Source organism: Paenibacillus ottowii (assembly GCF_050516475.1).
Classification (GTDB): Bacteria; Bacillota; Bacilli; order Paenibacillales; family Paenibacillaceae; genus Paenibacillus; species Paenibacillus ottowii.
Map to the genome: position 1 here is coordinate 5,314,803 of NZ_CP191577.1, position 14,237 is coordinate 5,329,039.

At 43.0% G+C, this 14,237-nt stretch carries 13 protein-coding genes; 1 reads left to right on the forward strand and 12 read right to left on the reverse strand.

Annotated elements, in window-relative coordinates; genetic code table 11:
- Positions 1-955: 955 nt before the first annotated feature.
- On the reverse strand, positions 956-1,384 hold the full coding sequence (locus tag ACQQ6X_RS24485; RefSeq protein WP_305167961.1) for a MarR family winged helix-turn-helix transcriptional regulator: 429 nt from the start codon (positions 1,382-1,384) through the stop codon (positions 956-958).
- Positions 1,385-1,541: 157 nt separating this feature from the next.
- Between ACQQ6X_RS24485 and ACQQ6X_RS24490 the strand changes: the two genes are divergently transcribed.
- Entirely contained in the window at positions 1,542-2,852 is a 1,311-nt protein-coding gene (locus ACQQ6X_RS24490; protein WP_305167962.1) for an amidohydrolase family protein, read from the forward strand.
- 490 nt (positions 2,853-3,342) lie between these two features.
- Here the strand turns inward: ACQQ6X_RS24490 and ACQQ6X_RS24495 are convergent, their stop codons facing one another.
- From ACQQ6X_RS24495 to ACQQ6X_RS24545, 11 genes are all read right to left on the reverse strand, one after another.
- Complete coding sequence (locus ACQQ6X_RS24495; protein ID WP_369425877.1) at positions 3,343-3,531, reverse strand: transposase; 189 nt, start codon at positions 3,529-3,531, stop codon at positions 3,343-3,345.
- Between the two features lie 83 nt (positions 3,532-3,614).
- Positions 3,615-4,604: a hypothetical protein gene (locus ACQQ6X_RS24500; protein WP_305167963.1), complete on the reverse strand. Its 990-nt coding sequence runs from the start codon at positions 4,602-4,604 to the stop codon at positions 3,615-3,617.
- Positions 4,591-5,145: a hypothetical protein gene (locus ACQQ6X_RS24505; protein ID WP_305167964.1), complete on the reverse strand. Its 555-nt coding sequence runs from the start codon at positions 5,143-5,145 to the stop codon at positions 4,591-4,593. The genes ACQQ6X_RS24500 and ACQQ6X_RS24505 overlap by 14 nt, the downstream gene beginning before the upstream one ends.
- Position 5,146: 1 nt before the next feature.
- Positions 5,147-5,542, reverse strand: a complete 396-nt coding sequence (locus tag ACQQ6X_RS24510; RefSeq protein WP_305167965.1) for a hypothetical protein — start codon at positions 5,540-5,542, stop codon at positions 5,147-5,149.
- Between the two features lie 41 nt (positions 5,543-5,583).
- Complete coding sequence (locus ACQQ6X_RS24515; RefSeq protein WP_007430644.1) at positions 5,584-6,063, reverse strand: hypothetical protein; 480 nt, start codon at positions 6,061-6,063, stop codon at positions 5,584-5,586.
- Positions 6,064-6,113: 50 nt separating this feature from the next.
- Positions 6,114-8,198, reverse strand: coding sequence for a hypothetical protein (locus tag ACQQ6X_RS24520; protein WP_305167966.1), 2,085 nt, complete (start codon positions 8,196-8,198; stop codon positions 6,114-6,116).
- Complete coding sequence (locus tag ACQQ6X_RS24525) at positions 8,188-10,023, reverse strand: ATPase, T2SS/T4P/T4SS family (RefSeq protein WP_305167967.1); 1,836 nt, start codon at positions 10,021-10,023, stop codon at positions 8,188-8,190. Before ACQQ6X_RS24525 ends, ACQQ6X_RS24520 begins: the two co-directional genes overlap by 11 nt.
- A complete protein-coding gene (locus tag ACQQ6X_RS24530) occupies positions 10,023-10,880 on the reverse strand; it encodes a hypothetical protein (RefSeq protein WP_305167968.1) in 858 nt (285 codons plus the stop codon). Before ACQQ6X_RS24530 ends, ACQQ6X_RS24525 begins: the two co-directional genes overlap by 1 nt.
- On the reverse strand, positions 10,877-11,590 hold the full coding sequence (locus ACQQ6X_RS24535) for a hypothetical protein (protein WP_305167969.1): 714 nt from the start codon (positions 11,588-11,590) through the stop codon (positions 10,877-10,879). The genes ACQQ6X_RS24530 and ACQQ6X_RS24535 overlap by 4 nt, the downstream gene beginning before the upstream one ends.
- Before the next feature lie 22 nt (positions 11,591-11,612).
- Positions 11,613-12,590 (reverse strand): SAF domain-containing protein, encoded by a 978-nt coding sequence (locus ACQQ6X_RS24540; protein WP_305167970.1) that lies wholly within the window; start codon positions 12,588-12,590, stop codon positions 11,613-11,615.
- A gap of 38 nt (positions 12,591-12,628) precedes the next feature.
- Positions 12,629-14,128 (reverse strand): serine/threonine protein kinase, encoded by a 1,500-nt coding sequence (locus tag ACQQ6X_RS24545; protein WP_305167971.1) that lies wholly within the window; start codon positions 14,126-14,128, stop codon positions 12,629-12,631.
- Positions 14,129-14,237: the final 109 nt, after the last annotated feature.

The window sequence follows — 14,237 nt, forward strand, 5'->3', positions numbered from 1 at the left end:
GACTAGGAGTGTCCGGAACATCCATTTTCCTAATGTGGGAACTGACATAGGCAGATGCGCATATAATTTCTAAAAGCTAACATCAGGAGGAACAAACTAGTATCAAGTACCTTCTTACTGGGGGAATTCATATTATATGTGGGCCGATTTTGTACCGATCTGGAACACAGGTTTTCAAAAACAATACAAATGAAAGGAAGCGGTATAAGGGGAGCGGTAACGATAAATTCTTCTACAGTGAATTGATCAATTTGGCTCCCTTACAGGAGCAGATGGCTATTTTCTGAAAGTCAGTACCATTCCATATCAATTGGATGCTGAATATTATCCTTATATTCATCCACATAAAGTTGGCCGTTGCTGCCTTTAACGACGTAGAATACGTCCTCTAACTTTTTGCCGCGTGTTTTGAGTTGGGAGTTCATCCAGGATTCAGAAAAATGGTTACAGTCTAAATTGCCATGCAAAAGCTATCCGTCGATTACAAGCTCAATTGGGAGCTGTGGGGCATTGCCTGCATTCAACTGCAGGTCTTTTAATGTCACGGTTTTGCAGTTCCTTCTTTTAGGCAGATAGTTTTCCGTTAATCTCAAGTAGGGCATACTCACTTCTTCTATATTAAAATATCTTTCTCACTAAGCTGCTGATTTGTTGTCAGCAGAAAATAAAGGATTAGACTGGAGTCGTTGATATTACGCAATTTTAGAATTGAAGAATCGTCAACTTTTGAAGAATAAGAGTTTTAGACTGTCCCAAAAAAGAAGCAGCGGCGAACTAAGACTTGATAAATAAAGTCTTAGACTGCCGCTGTTATCATTCATTCAACTATCGTTCCCAGTAGCGTAACATTCGTTGTAGTTACAATTGAGCCTTTAATCTCCGCTTATTGGACAATATTACATATCCTAATGAAAAAAGAACTCCAAGCGGCCTTCGATGCAGATTCCAATCGGAATTATAAGCGTTCATTAATTCTGGTCAACAATTCCTTCAAGGTTTTCTTCTCCTCTTCGGTAAGGACTTGAACGATTTCGTCCTCCACCTTTTGGAAGGAGTCATTAAATTCTTCAATCAACTCAACGGCCTTTGGTAAAACATAAATATTTTTTTGTCGTTCATTATTGGCTGGGATTTTACGCTCGATAAATCCTCTTTGCTCAAGACCTTGAAGCACACTTGTAATGCTAGCCCCACGCAGATGGAACCGATCAGCAAGCTCCCTCTGAATCAATCCAGTCTCTTGATTCTCGTAAATATACAAAATTATTTTTCCTTGTTGAGCGGTTAATCCTAACTCTTTTATACTACCGTCCGCTTTTTTCTTTAACTTAAGGCCAATAACCTGAAACAAATCCAGATAAGGCGTATACTTGCGAGGCTTCATGATTGTACCTCCCCATATTGTTAGAAAGCTAACTGTAAGTAAATAAACTATACAGAGATCTAACTTTCGTGTCAAACAAACATTAGTTTATTGACAGTTAGATATCTAACAGTTATACTCCGAATTGTTGGACAGCAAACACTTGGGAGGAATTCAAATGGAGAAGGTAGCTCAAAATGCTGCATTAGAACAAGTTACGGCGATTACAAATGTACGTATCTTTGATGGAGATCAAATTATTACCCCCAGATATGTTGTCATTAAAGGGGAGTCCATTATTTCAGTGGGTGGAGACATTCCGGCCGATGCAACGATTATCGATGGAGAAAATGCGATTCTAATGCCTGGTCTGATTGATGCACATGTCCATACCTCAATCGAAGGATTACGGGATGCCTTAAAATTCGGCGTTACAACAGAACTCGAAATGAACGGCGATTTTACTAAAAGAGGGCGCGAGATTCAGTTAAAAAATGTGAATGACGTCGCAGACGTCCGTTCTGCTGGCATAGCGATCACCGCTCCGGGCGGACACCCAGATGAATTACTGCCGGATGGAGACGAAATACCGGAATTCGTATTAAAGGAACTAGAGAAGTTATCGAAAGAAGACCGGGAAGCGATGTTGGCTGCATATGCTCACGATCACGAAGAAATACCACAAGTGACGACGGTGGAAGAGGCGATTAAACATGTGCATACTCAAATGGAAAATGGAGCCGACTATATTAAGATCATGCTTGAAGAAGGAACAGTCATGGGTGCACCTGGCTTGCCTGTACTAAGCGACGAGATTCTAAAAACAGCTGTGACAGAAGCCCACAAGTTCGATAAGTTGGTCATCGCCCACGTCTTAACGGCTCGTTCATCGCAAGAAGCCATCGATTTTGGAGTCGACGGTTTGGGCCACTTGTTTATTGACAGACCCGAGTACACGTCCGAGTTAGTGAAATCCATAGCGAGTTCAGGCGCTTTTGTTACACCGTGCTTGGTGTTGAATTCATCTATTACTGGAAATCCGGCATCGGAATTGGCGAATGATCCGCGTGTTCATTCCAAATTAAGTCCGGATTGGATCGATATCTTGAACTCCAGTTTCAATACATTTCCACAAGGCAATATGGAGGACAGTTTTAAGAATGTGATGGACCTACACCGTGCCGGAGTTGATATTCTGGTAGGGACGGATGTTGCTCCGGTTCCCATTCCGAATCTTGGAGGCCTTGCTCATGGAGCCAGCGTCCATCATGAAATGCAATTGCTGGTGAAGGCCGGGTTTACTCCGATAGAAGCGCTCCAGTCGGCTACCTCGAAACCAGCCCGTTGCTTTGGTCTTATCGATCGCGGCCGTATTGCTGAGGGTGCGCGCGCTGACCTTATACTAGTAAACGGTGATCCCATAACCAACATCTCGGATTCCTTGTCCATTAAAGCCGTATGGTTCAAAGGTGTACAGAAACTAAACTAATCATTTTACTCTTGAAATAATATTTTATATGTAATGAAAACATTTTTGCAGTAGGGCACTCTACTTTGAAGAGTGCCCTGTTGTTCGTCTTTGCAACTAAACTCCTTCCCGGTCCGTTACTTCAATGAAAACTGACAACCGTTTGTGGCTAGCTCCCGTCGATTCATATTGTACTAGATTTTTTCGTTAGCTTAATCACGCATTGCCAGTCTAATACTTTATTTCATTGAACACCCATCAAAAGTTCTTTTTGAATAAATCATAAACTTGATATGGTCTCTTTATAGGTATGGCTAAGCAACCTACTATTCCTACAGAAAGCTTCTGAATGAATATGGTATTTTACAAGTGATAAGGCTCGTTTTTACTAAGGATGGTGTATATGTGATATATAAGCTTGTTGGCGCAGGCAAACACACCTACCTTGTAAGACTTGCCTTTTTTCTTTTTCTTTTCCTAACAGTTCTTTATTTTTTTGATTTGCTCCTTGTCACAGGCTACATTGCACGGCCAAATGAATTGCTTTTCGTAGTCTCTTTGATCCCCGTTTTGTAATCCGATTATTCATTGTTGTGAACTTACCTGAGCTATACACTCCTGGAAGATTAAGTGCAATTTCCTCCTTCTGTTTCTCCAATATCTCAAGTTGAGACTGAAAAGCAAGTAATAAGGTAATCATGCCCTCAAAAATGATATTTTGATAGAAGCTTCGGCTGAATTTGGCTTTTTGCTTCAGTGCTATGTCTAGCAGCTTTTAGTCGATTATTTTAAGCGTTTATCATATAGATATTCGAAGTATCCCGCAGCTGCCGCAGATTGTTCATCTGTAAAATGTTCAACCGCTTTAAAGGGAACTGAACATGAATCTCTATAAAAATATTTGATTCCAGTATCCGGTTCTATGGCCCCGATAATAGGTTTCTTTCTGACGACTCTCCCACCACCAAACCCGTAGTTATTGTAATACCTATCTCCAACTGGAATGCCTTGAATAAATGCAATCATCCCCACATCATCTATCGTGTTATACCACTCCTCTTGTGGAATAAGTGGTAGGGTGAACGTATAGGAAATACCATTACGTGCTGCTTTTTCGTTGTGGATATTAATTATTCGCGCTAAGTCCTCCTGAACACTGCTAACGATGGTAGAACGGCGTATTTGCTCAAATGTTTTTGAATCATTCAGTAACGAAATGGGGGTCTGGCCCTCAAGCTCCTTTTGAAAACCCTCCACCCATCTGTGATTCTGGGTATCATAGGCATGTAGATAATTATCCAGGGTAAATCCCACACTATTTCCTGCGGAATCAACATAGGCATAGGATTTTTTTACGCTCCACTTGTGGTCTATAGTTGCTTGTCCATGCACGTCTTGGTAGGTTGCTAAAGCAAACGTATAATAGCCATCATAATCCAGAACCACAATGACAGGTATGTAATCCAATAATGCATGTTGTGCTGCTGTATCCCCATCAATGCCCATATTAAGGTAAAGAGTATGCAGAAACGTGGTCAATGCTTCTTCTTTATCTACACGAAAAAACTTATCTGATCCGTATCCTGCCTCACGTTCCTGGCGTTCATTCTGTGAGAGCACAACACCTGCATCCTGAACTGCGGTACGAAGAGCAGACGTATATTTCATTTCAAGCTGCTGCACTTCACGCTGATTCTGCACCTGTATATCACTAACCACACCAAAAGGCAAAAAGAGCAGGATAAAAATAATTGCAAAATCAGTAATCTTCATTCAAAACCATGCCCCCGTAAGAAGCTGCTACTGCCGGCTTACCGTTATCTAATCCACCCAGAAGCCATGATTTGTACAAATCCGCAGGAGTCCGATTCGTATTATGTAATCGTACTGTAAAATAATCACCGGCCATCAAGGTATACCGACGCGTCTGTTCCGACTTAGGCTGCGAATGATCTGGAAACAGTACAGGTAGGATTTGCGGGTTATAGTAACCATCGTATACGGCTTCATAATTACCCAGAAAACTGTCTGGCTTCGCTGCGTCTGCATAGTTCGGTACATATTTTTTGTGCATATGCTCCAAGTTAACTTCATACGTACTGCCTGTCAGCTCCAGATCACGCATAAAATCGTTATACATCGTCGGTGTAATGTAACCTTTGGTTCTGACCATATCAACAAAATGTACAGTTGAATGATATGCATTTAACCCGGATATATCATCCTGCCGTTCAGCAGCTTGAGCTGCGGGTACGATATACAAAAGCAATACAGCGAGCAGCGCCCCCAAAAGTTTGGATATTGTTTGAACCACTTTAGTCCTCCCCCAATTTCTCAAAACGTACTGATGTTATATCTCCGTTCCCATTTCGCTGTGGGTATATAGCATATGCGGAGGAAGCATCCAAGGTAGATACATCCGGCTCAAACGGTTCAGAGTACACATTATACTCTAAACCGTCAACTTGAACAGAGATTCCCTCCTGTAAGTTCATACGAATGGTTTGGATGACTTGAGTCCCTTTAATCCGTTGCGGTGTCTCCACTTTAATAGTACGGGATATCCGTCCCTCAGATTGTTCCTCCTGCTGCGACCTTAATTCAAGTGCACTTCCCAGTTGACAAGACAAGTTTGCTGCCGTTACGCATGCGGTTATAAATAAAATAACTGACACACCAAGCCGCAGCATACTTGAAGCGTGATCAGACATGCTGACCTCTCCCTTATGACTATTGATCTTTGCTGTACTACCTAAGACTGAGTAAACAGCAACCCACGTACCACGTTTGATTTGTCTTTAACAATTTCAGCCTTGAATTTACCACTTGGATTTACGTATTCATTCTCCTTCTCATTTAGTGTATTCGCAATTTTCCCCGTCTTATCACTGCCGCCATTCACAGCACCATACTGCTCACTGTCTGGACTAATATTCAAAGCATTTCCGTACCACTGTCCTGCCATGTTTTTTCCAGTTTTAATCTGAATACCGAACTGGTCCTTTCCCTGAAATTTCCGCAGCGCATTGGTTACCTGGGAACCACTAATCGTAGTGCCGTCGTATACCGTAAAAGAGGCCTGAGACAATTCAGTCTGGATATCGGCAAAATTGTTTTGTGCCGTTTTAGTGGCTTCCTGAGCTGAGATAAACAGTATAACTACAATCGTAATTAGTGCGATGGTCAAAAATATCCCAGCAGCTACCTTTAATGCTGTTGATGCGTTATTCATTTTTTCTCTCCTCAACTTGTTAATTTTGGATTAATCATCAATGAAATTACTTACTGAATTTTTTGTATTTGCTCATAATAGCTATCCATTTGAACAAAGCTCATACCGATCAGCGGAATCACCAAATATAAAAAGATAAGACCATACATCGGCGCAAACCCAATCACCCTCCCCCAGATCGCTTTGCTGTCTATTATTTTTTCATACTCCTGTTTTCTTTGTTCAAAATAGTAGGACATATGGGATTCCAAATCATCAAATGCCTCTCGAATCGTAATTTTGCCTAAAGACAAATATAGCTTGTCCACTAGACGTTGAAATTCTGGCAAAGGCGCTTCTTCTTTCAGCAAATCGAGAGCTGCCTCTGGTCCATGTTCATAATGAAGCAGACATTTTTGCAGAGGTCTTTTGAAGATAACTGAGAATCTGTTCAACCACTCCAATATTTCCTCAACAGACATTCGTTCCATGGCCCGTAAAATGGAAATAACCGTTTGAAACTGATATACCTCATGCTTCATATCCAAACGACGCATTTTCCGCTGCAAATATAATAAAAGCATGGGCAGTTGATAGGCTACATACCCAGCAACCATACTAATCAGTACTTCCCACCACTTGATGTATTCATCATTCCACTCCTTCAGCTTCTGGATGATTCGTTGAGTATTCCTGGATAGCTCCTCTGGAGTAGCTGTGCCATTAGCATAATGCTCTAAAGTAGCGTACGTTTGCTCATATGTGCTGTCCGCTTTCATGTTCAGCGTTTGCATGATTGTGCGGTCAATTTCACTCTGCTTCAAAGCTTCCTTTTCCTCGATCGGACTTAAACGTCCAAACATTTGGCCTGATTGTACTGGTGCTTGAAGGATGTGCGTTTTTTCAGCTTCATGTAAAACAAATATAGTACTGATGCTAAGCACTAATCCTATGATAAAAAGAGCGATTCTGCGTATGTAGAGCCACTCCAGCTTTACCTCCGTACCACTTTCCTTTAAAAGTCGGGTTATCTGGAAATAAGATGACATATGCTGCCGAGGTATTAAAGAATCCACCATATTTCGAATGACTGGCAAACGGTATAACTTCTGCTCCCACACTCTCCGTCCTTTACCCGCACGATATCCTGTCTCGTCGGACTGTTGCAGTTTCTGCAACAGAAAGTAGGATAGGATGATAACAATGTACACAGTCAATTTGATGATATAGCCCAATTTTCCCTGATAAAACTCATCCATGGATGGAAAGCTGGATCTCGCCCATCTCTCGATTGGGGTAGTAAAGAAGACGGGGGCCAGTGCGATCACGTTCAAACTTTTTAGCAGATAGTCCAGTCTATTTCTCCGCAGCAACTCCAACTGGATTTCACGCGCAAGACTGCTTAGTCCCTTTAAATAGATGGAACCACCTTCCTCAATCCGATCACCAAACTCCATTACCATATACGAGATACCGGCAAAAGCTTTCAAAAACCGATTGGGAGCCGATTCGTAATATCTTTCGAGTGCCTCGTGCAGATCAGCATCTGTCAATGCCTCATGGATGAGTCGTGCATGTCTTCCAGCCTCTGCTCCTGCTATATCAGCCGCTTCGGATATAGCTTCTTCTACCATACCGTGCTGATGATAGTGATGACGTACATTGGCAAACAACTCGATCATTTGCGCAAGTAGCCTTTTTTCCACTTGGCTAGTAGCTACATCTATAATAAGGCTGTTAATTACCACTCCGCATAGAACGGCCAATATGGCAAACTCTATTCCTGGTTTCATCATCAACAGTACAACGCTGCTGCAAGCAAAAGAACACCAGATGGACAATATCATCTTCATGGTTTGTAGACGAAGCTTATACTCATCGTATGCATAATGACCAGCTAGTCGTTTACGTACACTCGTGATGTATCCGGATGTGATAGGAACCCTCATACACAGCGTGTACAATTTGTGCATTAGAGATTGCAGTTCCCGTGAAAGTAACGCTTTTCCCTTTCGTCCTTCCTGTACAGAATGAATTCGACCTTTGCGTACTGCATAGCTTTGATGCTTATGCAACCAATTCAAAGCTATAAATAGAACTGCAAATCCTCCACCTGATATAAGCAAAACCCACAACAAAATTTCTTTAAGACTCATAGTTTTCCTCCCAATTACGGGTCAAAAAGCTGCGGAAATCTGCAGCATCCTTTGCATTCATCTGCTCACACATTTCTTCTACACTTGTAGGTGTTAAGGGCTCCATGGGTATATAGCTTCCATTTCTATACTCCATGACATGGCGATAGCTATAGCTTGATGAAGCATTGGGACCTACTTCCGTATGCTCTGGATTACGCGGCACACATTCTGTGATCCGTTCGATATAACGCCGCCCTTCCGCATCACGCTTGAGATGCACATCAAAATTAATGACATGCACTACCTGTTCTTCAGCAATGCCTTCATGCTGAAATACTCCAGTTTTGAGCAGTGAATTACGAAGTGAAAATACAAGATCACGAAATGTTTTAGCATGGTGAGTAAAAATAGTGAATAAACTGGCAACCTGCGACATTTGAATCATCCAGGCAGCTACTTCATCACTCGCTACTTCGCCCAGAATATTGACGGTTCCATCTGTTTTTTTCTGCAAGTCAAGGCCTTGTTGTCCTGAAATATGATCTGTTTCTCGAAAGGTAAGAATATTACGGCGACTGTAAATGCTACGCAAATGCAGCTCAAAAGCCATTTCTTGAACGCGAAGTGTATACGAAGCGTAAATATGTTTGACCATCGCCATTAACAATGTTGTCTTACCTGAACCCTGCGCGCCTGTAATTGCAGTAATCCGACTGCCTTTCATTAGATAAGATAGTAGCTGGATTGGAAAATCAGCGTTTCCCCCCCTAATTAACTGTTCCAGCGATGCGCTTTGAATATCAAATTTGCGAACAAAGAAGGCCCATGATTCTGAGAAAGGAGGGCGCACTACTACTACCCGTGATCCATCCTTCATTTCGTTGACCTTATAACCATTCGCTTCAGAAAGCTGTCCCGGATAATTGTATTTGTAAATATTTTGACACACCCTTTTAAGCTCACGTTCCGACCCGAAGGAAAGGAATGCAAGATGGATAGTTTTACCTTTGTAGAAAATCCATATGCTTTCATATCCATTCGTTGTGGGTGCAGAAGTTTGTTCAAACACATACCTATCCGAAGGCCAATGTGATGAAGAAGAAAAGCCATCTTCCAGCATACCACTGACGCCCCCACTTACACCATCGATCCTCTGGTCACGAATATCATCAATGACAGAAAAGCCTTTGTAATGCTGATACATCCGCTGCACAATAATATCCACTTTCTCCATGAAAGACAGGGGACGATATTCACAGTCATAGATGTAGCGGATATCCTCTCTCGTTACGAAATAACTCCCATCCTCTTCGCCTGGCTGTGAGTACCTCATTTCGGCTAAGTCATAGGTATCCAATAAACGTGATAGTGCATCCGCGCCAAACTTTTGCTGGTATTGGTAAAAAATAATTTCGAATTGATCCTGTGTGCTTAACAACTCAGGTCTGGAGAATGGCATTACAGTATCGGCGATTTTCTCGTTCAAACCGTAACCGTTAACCAGAAGCTCACTCATCAGGTTTTTAACAAAGCGTTTATCCCCAATACTCCCATTGGCACAGTCCTTTAACGCTCTTCGTAGTTCCGCCCTTTGATGGATACGTCGCCTATACTCCTCTTCATGTAATCCAGCATCCGCCATTTGGCTATGACTTAGTTCATGAAGCGCATTTTTGATATACTCTAGCAATGCTTCGAATGTGGCATCTTCGCTCTTTGCTTCTACTTGAAGAGCTGAACGTTGCGAGTGAAACTTCCCTCGATATTTAACAATAATTAGTACGATGCACAACAACAAAATACACGTAGTTATTAATCCGTTGATCACATGAGCAGACAGCATTAAGCGCCCCTCTCAAAAGCCTTAAGCCGAAGATCGGACTCCACCGCCTCCAGAATAGCTTTGCTTATTTGCCGTACGCTCTGCGCCCAACCTACAGACATAAAAAGTTTACGTTGTTGCTCTTTTCCACTTCGCACCTCGCGCTGCACATGACCAATCACATCCCTTCGGTTCCATGCGTCCATAAATTCGGTGCTGTAAGGAACTGTATGCAAAGTCCCCTTGTAGCCATATCTCCTGCGGATATTCGCTTCATTTGCTTGTGAACACACATCATATTTTCCAAGGACAATTAATAAGGGTAATGACGAATATGTGGATAACGGAGACACAGAATCAAAATAAGCGTCCAACTCACGCATATTCTGAGTGAGCGAAAGAACGGTCAGTTTGGCCTGTGCACATGCTTCATGCTGCACAGCCCCCCAGCCTACTCCACTCCCTGCATCAATCAGCGTTAAATCGTAATATTGATTCGCTGTATTGATCACCACCCTTACAAGATCAGGGGAAAGTAGCGGCGGTGTAGCTCCAAAACCGGAGGTTCCCTCAAGCATATCCAGTGTGTGTTCCAGTACCGGTGCCGTATAGTTACGAATATTTTCTCTAGACAGCGTCCCTCTTAGAACTAAACGTGAAACAGCATCCCAGCCTCCTTCCTTAATTTGTAAATTCGGATCATCCATACCGTACTCCTGTACAGGAAATCCTGATTCAATACCAGTATGCCTACGGCCCAAATGAGTCAATAATAGTCTTCCTCTATATAAATTACCTAGCGTAATGGCTATTGCTGCTGCTAATGAGCTACTTCCACTTGCTCCCTTAATGGGACTCCAAAACAAAATGGTGCTCATACTCTCCTCCTTTCCGCACGCTTTAGCGCACGACGACTCTCTTTTATCTCCCAATTCATCCATTCTCCGATGCAACGACACAATTCTCTCTTATATACTCTGGATAGAGGTTTTAGCAAAAGCTGGTTTTTATGCTCATTTTCCAGCTTTAGAGCAAGCTGCCCCTCATCCCATGGCAGTACATACGGCTCTTGCTGCCATAAGGCAGGAAAGTGGTTCATGTATTCCCACAAATACGACTCCTCTACACCGCAATCCACTGCCTGTATAAATAACTTGTGAAATACAAGATCTTTGGGAAAATCAGGTTGGTCAAACAAATGGTCAAGCCAACTCTGTCCGTAATGCATGAGCATGCGGCTATAATCACTAACCCAAACTCGTAGTTCCGCCTTTTTCCAAACAGAAATCGGACAAAAATTAGGTAGCTCTATATCCAAGATAACAATGTCATAAGTCTGTTCTGCTTTTTGATCAGCCAACATACCGATATGCAGATCTTCCCACGCTGTAAATCCAATCGCTACATCAAATCCACAAAACTTCGTAATGGGTAGTGGTTTATCGAGCATTCCTATACTATACCGGTACCGTCCCTGCCGTGTAGCGTCCACAAGCAGTACCTGTTGGCCGGAAGCTGCCAATACACTGCTAATGTTTAATAAGGTATCGCTTTTGTCACAAAGACCGGCAAATATCCATGTTTTCATACTTCCGTTCCTTTTCTCTCATTTATTGGGCATACGGAACAGAGCTACCGCCCTGCGTTAGAATCTTCGTCTGTTCTTTGTGATCCTGTTCTTCACTCCCTGTATCGACAATTCCGTTTGCTGCGTCTTCAATAGTTGCGCCTGCATGCTGAGATGCAATCCCCTCACTAAGACTCCTCTCTACAGGTGTTGAAATCACGTTGTTTGACGAATTAATAGCATTTTCCAGAGAATCTCGTAGCTGCTTGGACAGTTTCTGTTCAGCAACACGGATCAAGTTCGGATCACTATTCATTAACGCTAACACCTGCGCATTAGGCGGATAAGTCGGGATTGCCTTGGGCTGAAATTGGGGATCTACATATGTCAAAGCATAGATGGATGCTTTATGTAGATAGGCATCTACAATCGCACTCGAAAGTGACAGTATTTCCTGCTCATTCATAGTAACCCATACCACTGTGCCTTCCAGCCGCGATATCTTCTTTTTGGATAATAGGATGTAATCCTGACCTGTTGGAAATTGAATGCGGATATCTACTTCGTCCCCTGACTTCAGGCTGCTGGGTAGTACTACCACTTTCAACTCACGGTTGCGTAGATCCTTAGATGTAGGTTCATCAGCTGTAATCATAGCCGTTGTAAGCACGGATCCTTTTTTAAGCTCAATCTTGGCTGTGGTGCCAGAAACTTCGCTCCTATTTGCTAATAAATTAGACGGAGCTTGAGAACCAGGAACTTTAATTTCCTTCAAATCTTTAGATGTTATCTGTTCACCTGGCGAAATGTCACGAACAACCACCCAGCCTGTTTTTGCCGTCCGTTGCTCTTGTTCATACAGTTTCCATTTCTGTTCAGCCTCGACCTCTGCCTGTTTCCTGATCTCACTCATTTGATGGGTATTTACCATTAGGTAGCCCACAAAGATAATGCCTACCATTCCTGCCCCAATACAGCCTGCATATAGTTTTTGCCTGCTGCTTTTTCTTAGCTTGGACACACAGCTTCTCCCCTGCCTCTTTTTATAATATATACCTATCATTTAGCGCTGCCGTTAAGGAACCTAAAACGTTTTTTACGAGCAACTGTAATGACTCCACGAAAAAGCTCGTCCAATACCTGATCCATTTCATCATCACGCTCGAAGGGGTCAGAATGAAATGGCAGCGCAAATACTTTATCGTGATCCAGTTCCTTTCGTAACCTGCGGACAGACTCTGAGGTTGCCAATGGCAAGCAGTAATTCCATTTGTGTTGCGGATGACGCTGAAGAGATCGGGCTAGAGCCGTTATATCCTGAACTCTCCATTCGGCACCTGAGCCAACAACTAGCGGGTAATCGGCTCTCAAAAATTCTTCCAGTCGTTCATTGTCCTGTCCACTCCCCAAGTCCAATACGATAAATCTGTAGGAGCCGCCCAGCAAAGAAATGACATCCGCACGAGATGTTTGCCGCCAATAATGGACTCCATCGACTTCAAAACGCCGACTTGAACTCGCTTGTCCAGCAGCTATGCCTTCCACGACTTCTTGAAGTCGGGCAAATGCCTTAGCTGTATTATGCAGTTCAACTAATGCTACAGAGCAGCGGGTCCTTCGAGCCAAATAGTGGCTCACCGCAATTGCTGTGTGCGTAGCACCGGAACCGGAAGACACACCCAGCACAGCTACTACCCTTGTACCCGCATAATCAATTGAAGCATTACTAACAGATTTTCCTGGTTGAACAGACTTAAAATCTGCACTACGCCTCAGTTCTCCAATGACCTCCTCAGCAGACTGGAATCGTTCCTCAGGATGATGCCGCAGCAGCTTTCGAATTATCGGGATCAAATGTCGAGGCAATTCCCCGCGAATATACCCTTCAACTCCTGCTGTCCACTCGCTATATTTACCAGCCGTACATAGATACAATAGTAAAGCCCCCAGACTGTACAAATCCGAACGAGCATCTGTCTGACCTGTTCCATATTGTTCAGGGGCCGCAAAGCCTACTGTGCCCAGCTTGATCGTATCCTGATCCAGCTCAGTCTTATAACTCCTTGCTATCCCAAAATCAATCAGCTTAAATTCCATTTCCGGTGTCAGCATAATGTTGGCTGGTTTGAGATCCCGATAAATAACTGGCAATTGACGGGTATGCAAATAATCAAGTACATCCAGCACCTTCAAAGCGAAGGGAATGATTTGCTCCTGTGGAATATAGCCTTGGTAGCCCCTCATGTATGCTTCTAGTGTAATTCCTTCGATATAGTCCATGACCAGATATACCGCACCAGATGGAGGATGTTCAAAAAAATCAACAATTCTCGGCAGACGTGGATGGCTTAGCGAAATCAACATTTCGGCCTCTGTCCGAATAAACTTCATCATTTTTACATCGGCTACCGACTCCTTCACTGCCCATTGCTTGCCCGGCAGCTTTAAATCTTCGGCCATGAACACGCGGCTCATTCCTCCCGAACCTAACATGCGAATAATTCGGTAACGTTCACCGACTATTGACCCAAATTCTAAATGTGATGGATGGTTCATCATTTTCTTACCTCCCTTCTATACCCAGACAAAGCAAAAAAGGGAAAGCCGCCGCAAAATAAAGTCTTCATGAGGTCATGAAAACAATTTTCGCGGGATGCTTTCCCTTGAT

What these genes read in the sequence shown, in the direction of transcription:
- ACQQ6X_RS24545 (WP_305167971.1), bottom strand. Translation starts at nt 14,128, where the DNA reads ATGATGAACCATCCATCACATTTAGAATTTGGGTCAATAGTCGGTGAA.
- ACQQ6X_RS24500 (WP_305167963.1), bottom strand. Translation starts at nt 4,604, where the DNA reads ATGAAGATTACTGATTTTGCAATTATTTTTATCCTGCTCTTTTTGCCT.
- ACQQ6X_RS24525 (WP_305167967.1), bottom strand. Translation starts at nt 10,023, where the DNA reads ATGCTGTCTGCTCATGTGATCAACGGATTAATAACTACGTGTATTTTG.
- ACQQ6X_RS24530 (WP_305167968.1), bottom strand. Translation starts at nt 10,880, where the DNA reads ATGAGCACCATTTTGTTTTGGAGTCCCATTAAGGGAGCAAGTGGAAGT.
- ACQQ6X_RS24515 (WP_007430644.1), bottom strand. Translation starts at nt 6,063, where the DNA reads ATGAATAACGCATCAACAGCATTAAAGGTAGCTGCTGGGATATTTTTG.
- ACQQ6X_RS24485 (WP_305167961.1), bottom strand. Translation starts at nt 1,384, where the DNA reads ATGAAGCCTCGCAAGTATACGCCTTATCTGGATTTGTTTCAGGTTATT.
- ACQQ6X_RS24520 (WP_305167966.1), bottom strand. Translation starts at nt 8,198, where the DNA reads ATGAGTCTTAAAGAAATTTTGTTGTGGGTTTTGCTTATATCAGGTGGA.
- ACQQ6X_RS24510 (WP_305167965.1), bottom strand. Translation starts at nt 5,542, where the DNA reads ATGTCTGATCACGCTTCAAGTATGCTGCGGCTTGGTGTGTCAGTTATT.
- ACQQ6X_RS24495 (WP_369425877.1), bottom strand. Translation starts at nt 3,531, where the DNA reads ATGATTACCTTATTACTTGCTTTTCAGTCTCAACTTGAGATATTGGAG.
- ACQQ6X_RS24490 (WP_305167962.1), top strand. Translation starts at nt 1,542, where the DNA reads ATGGAGAAGGTAGCTCAAAATGCTGCATTAGAACAAGTTACGGCGATT.
- ACQQ6X_RS24535 (WP_305167969.1), bottom strand. Translation starts at nt 11,590, where the DNA reads ATGAAAACATGGATATTTGCCGGTCTTTGTGACAAAAGCGATACCTTA.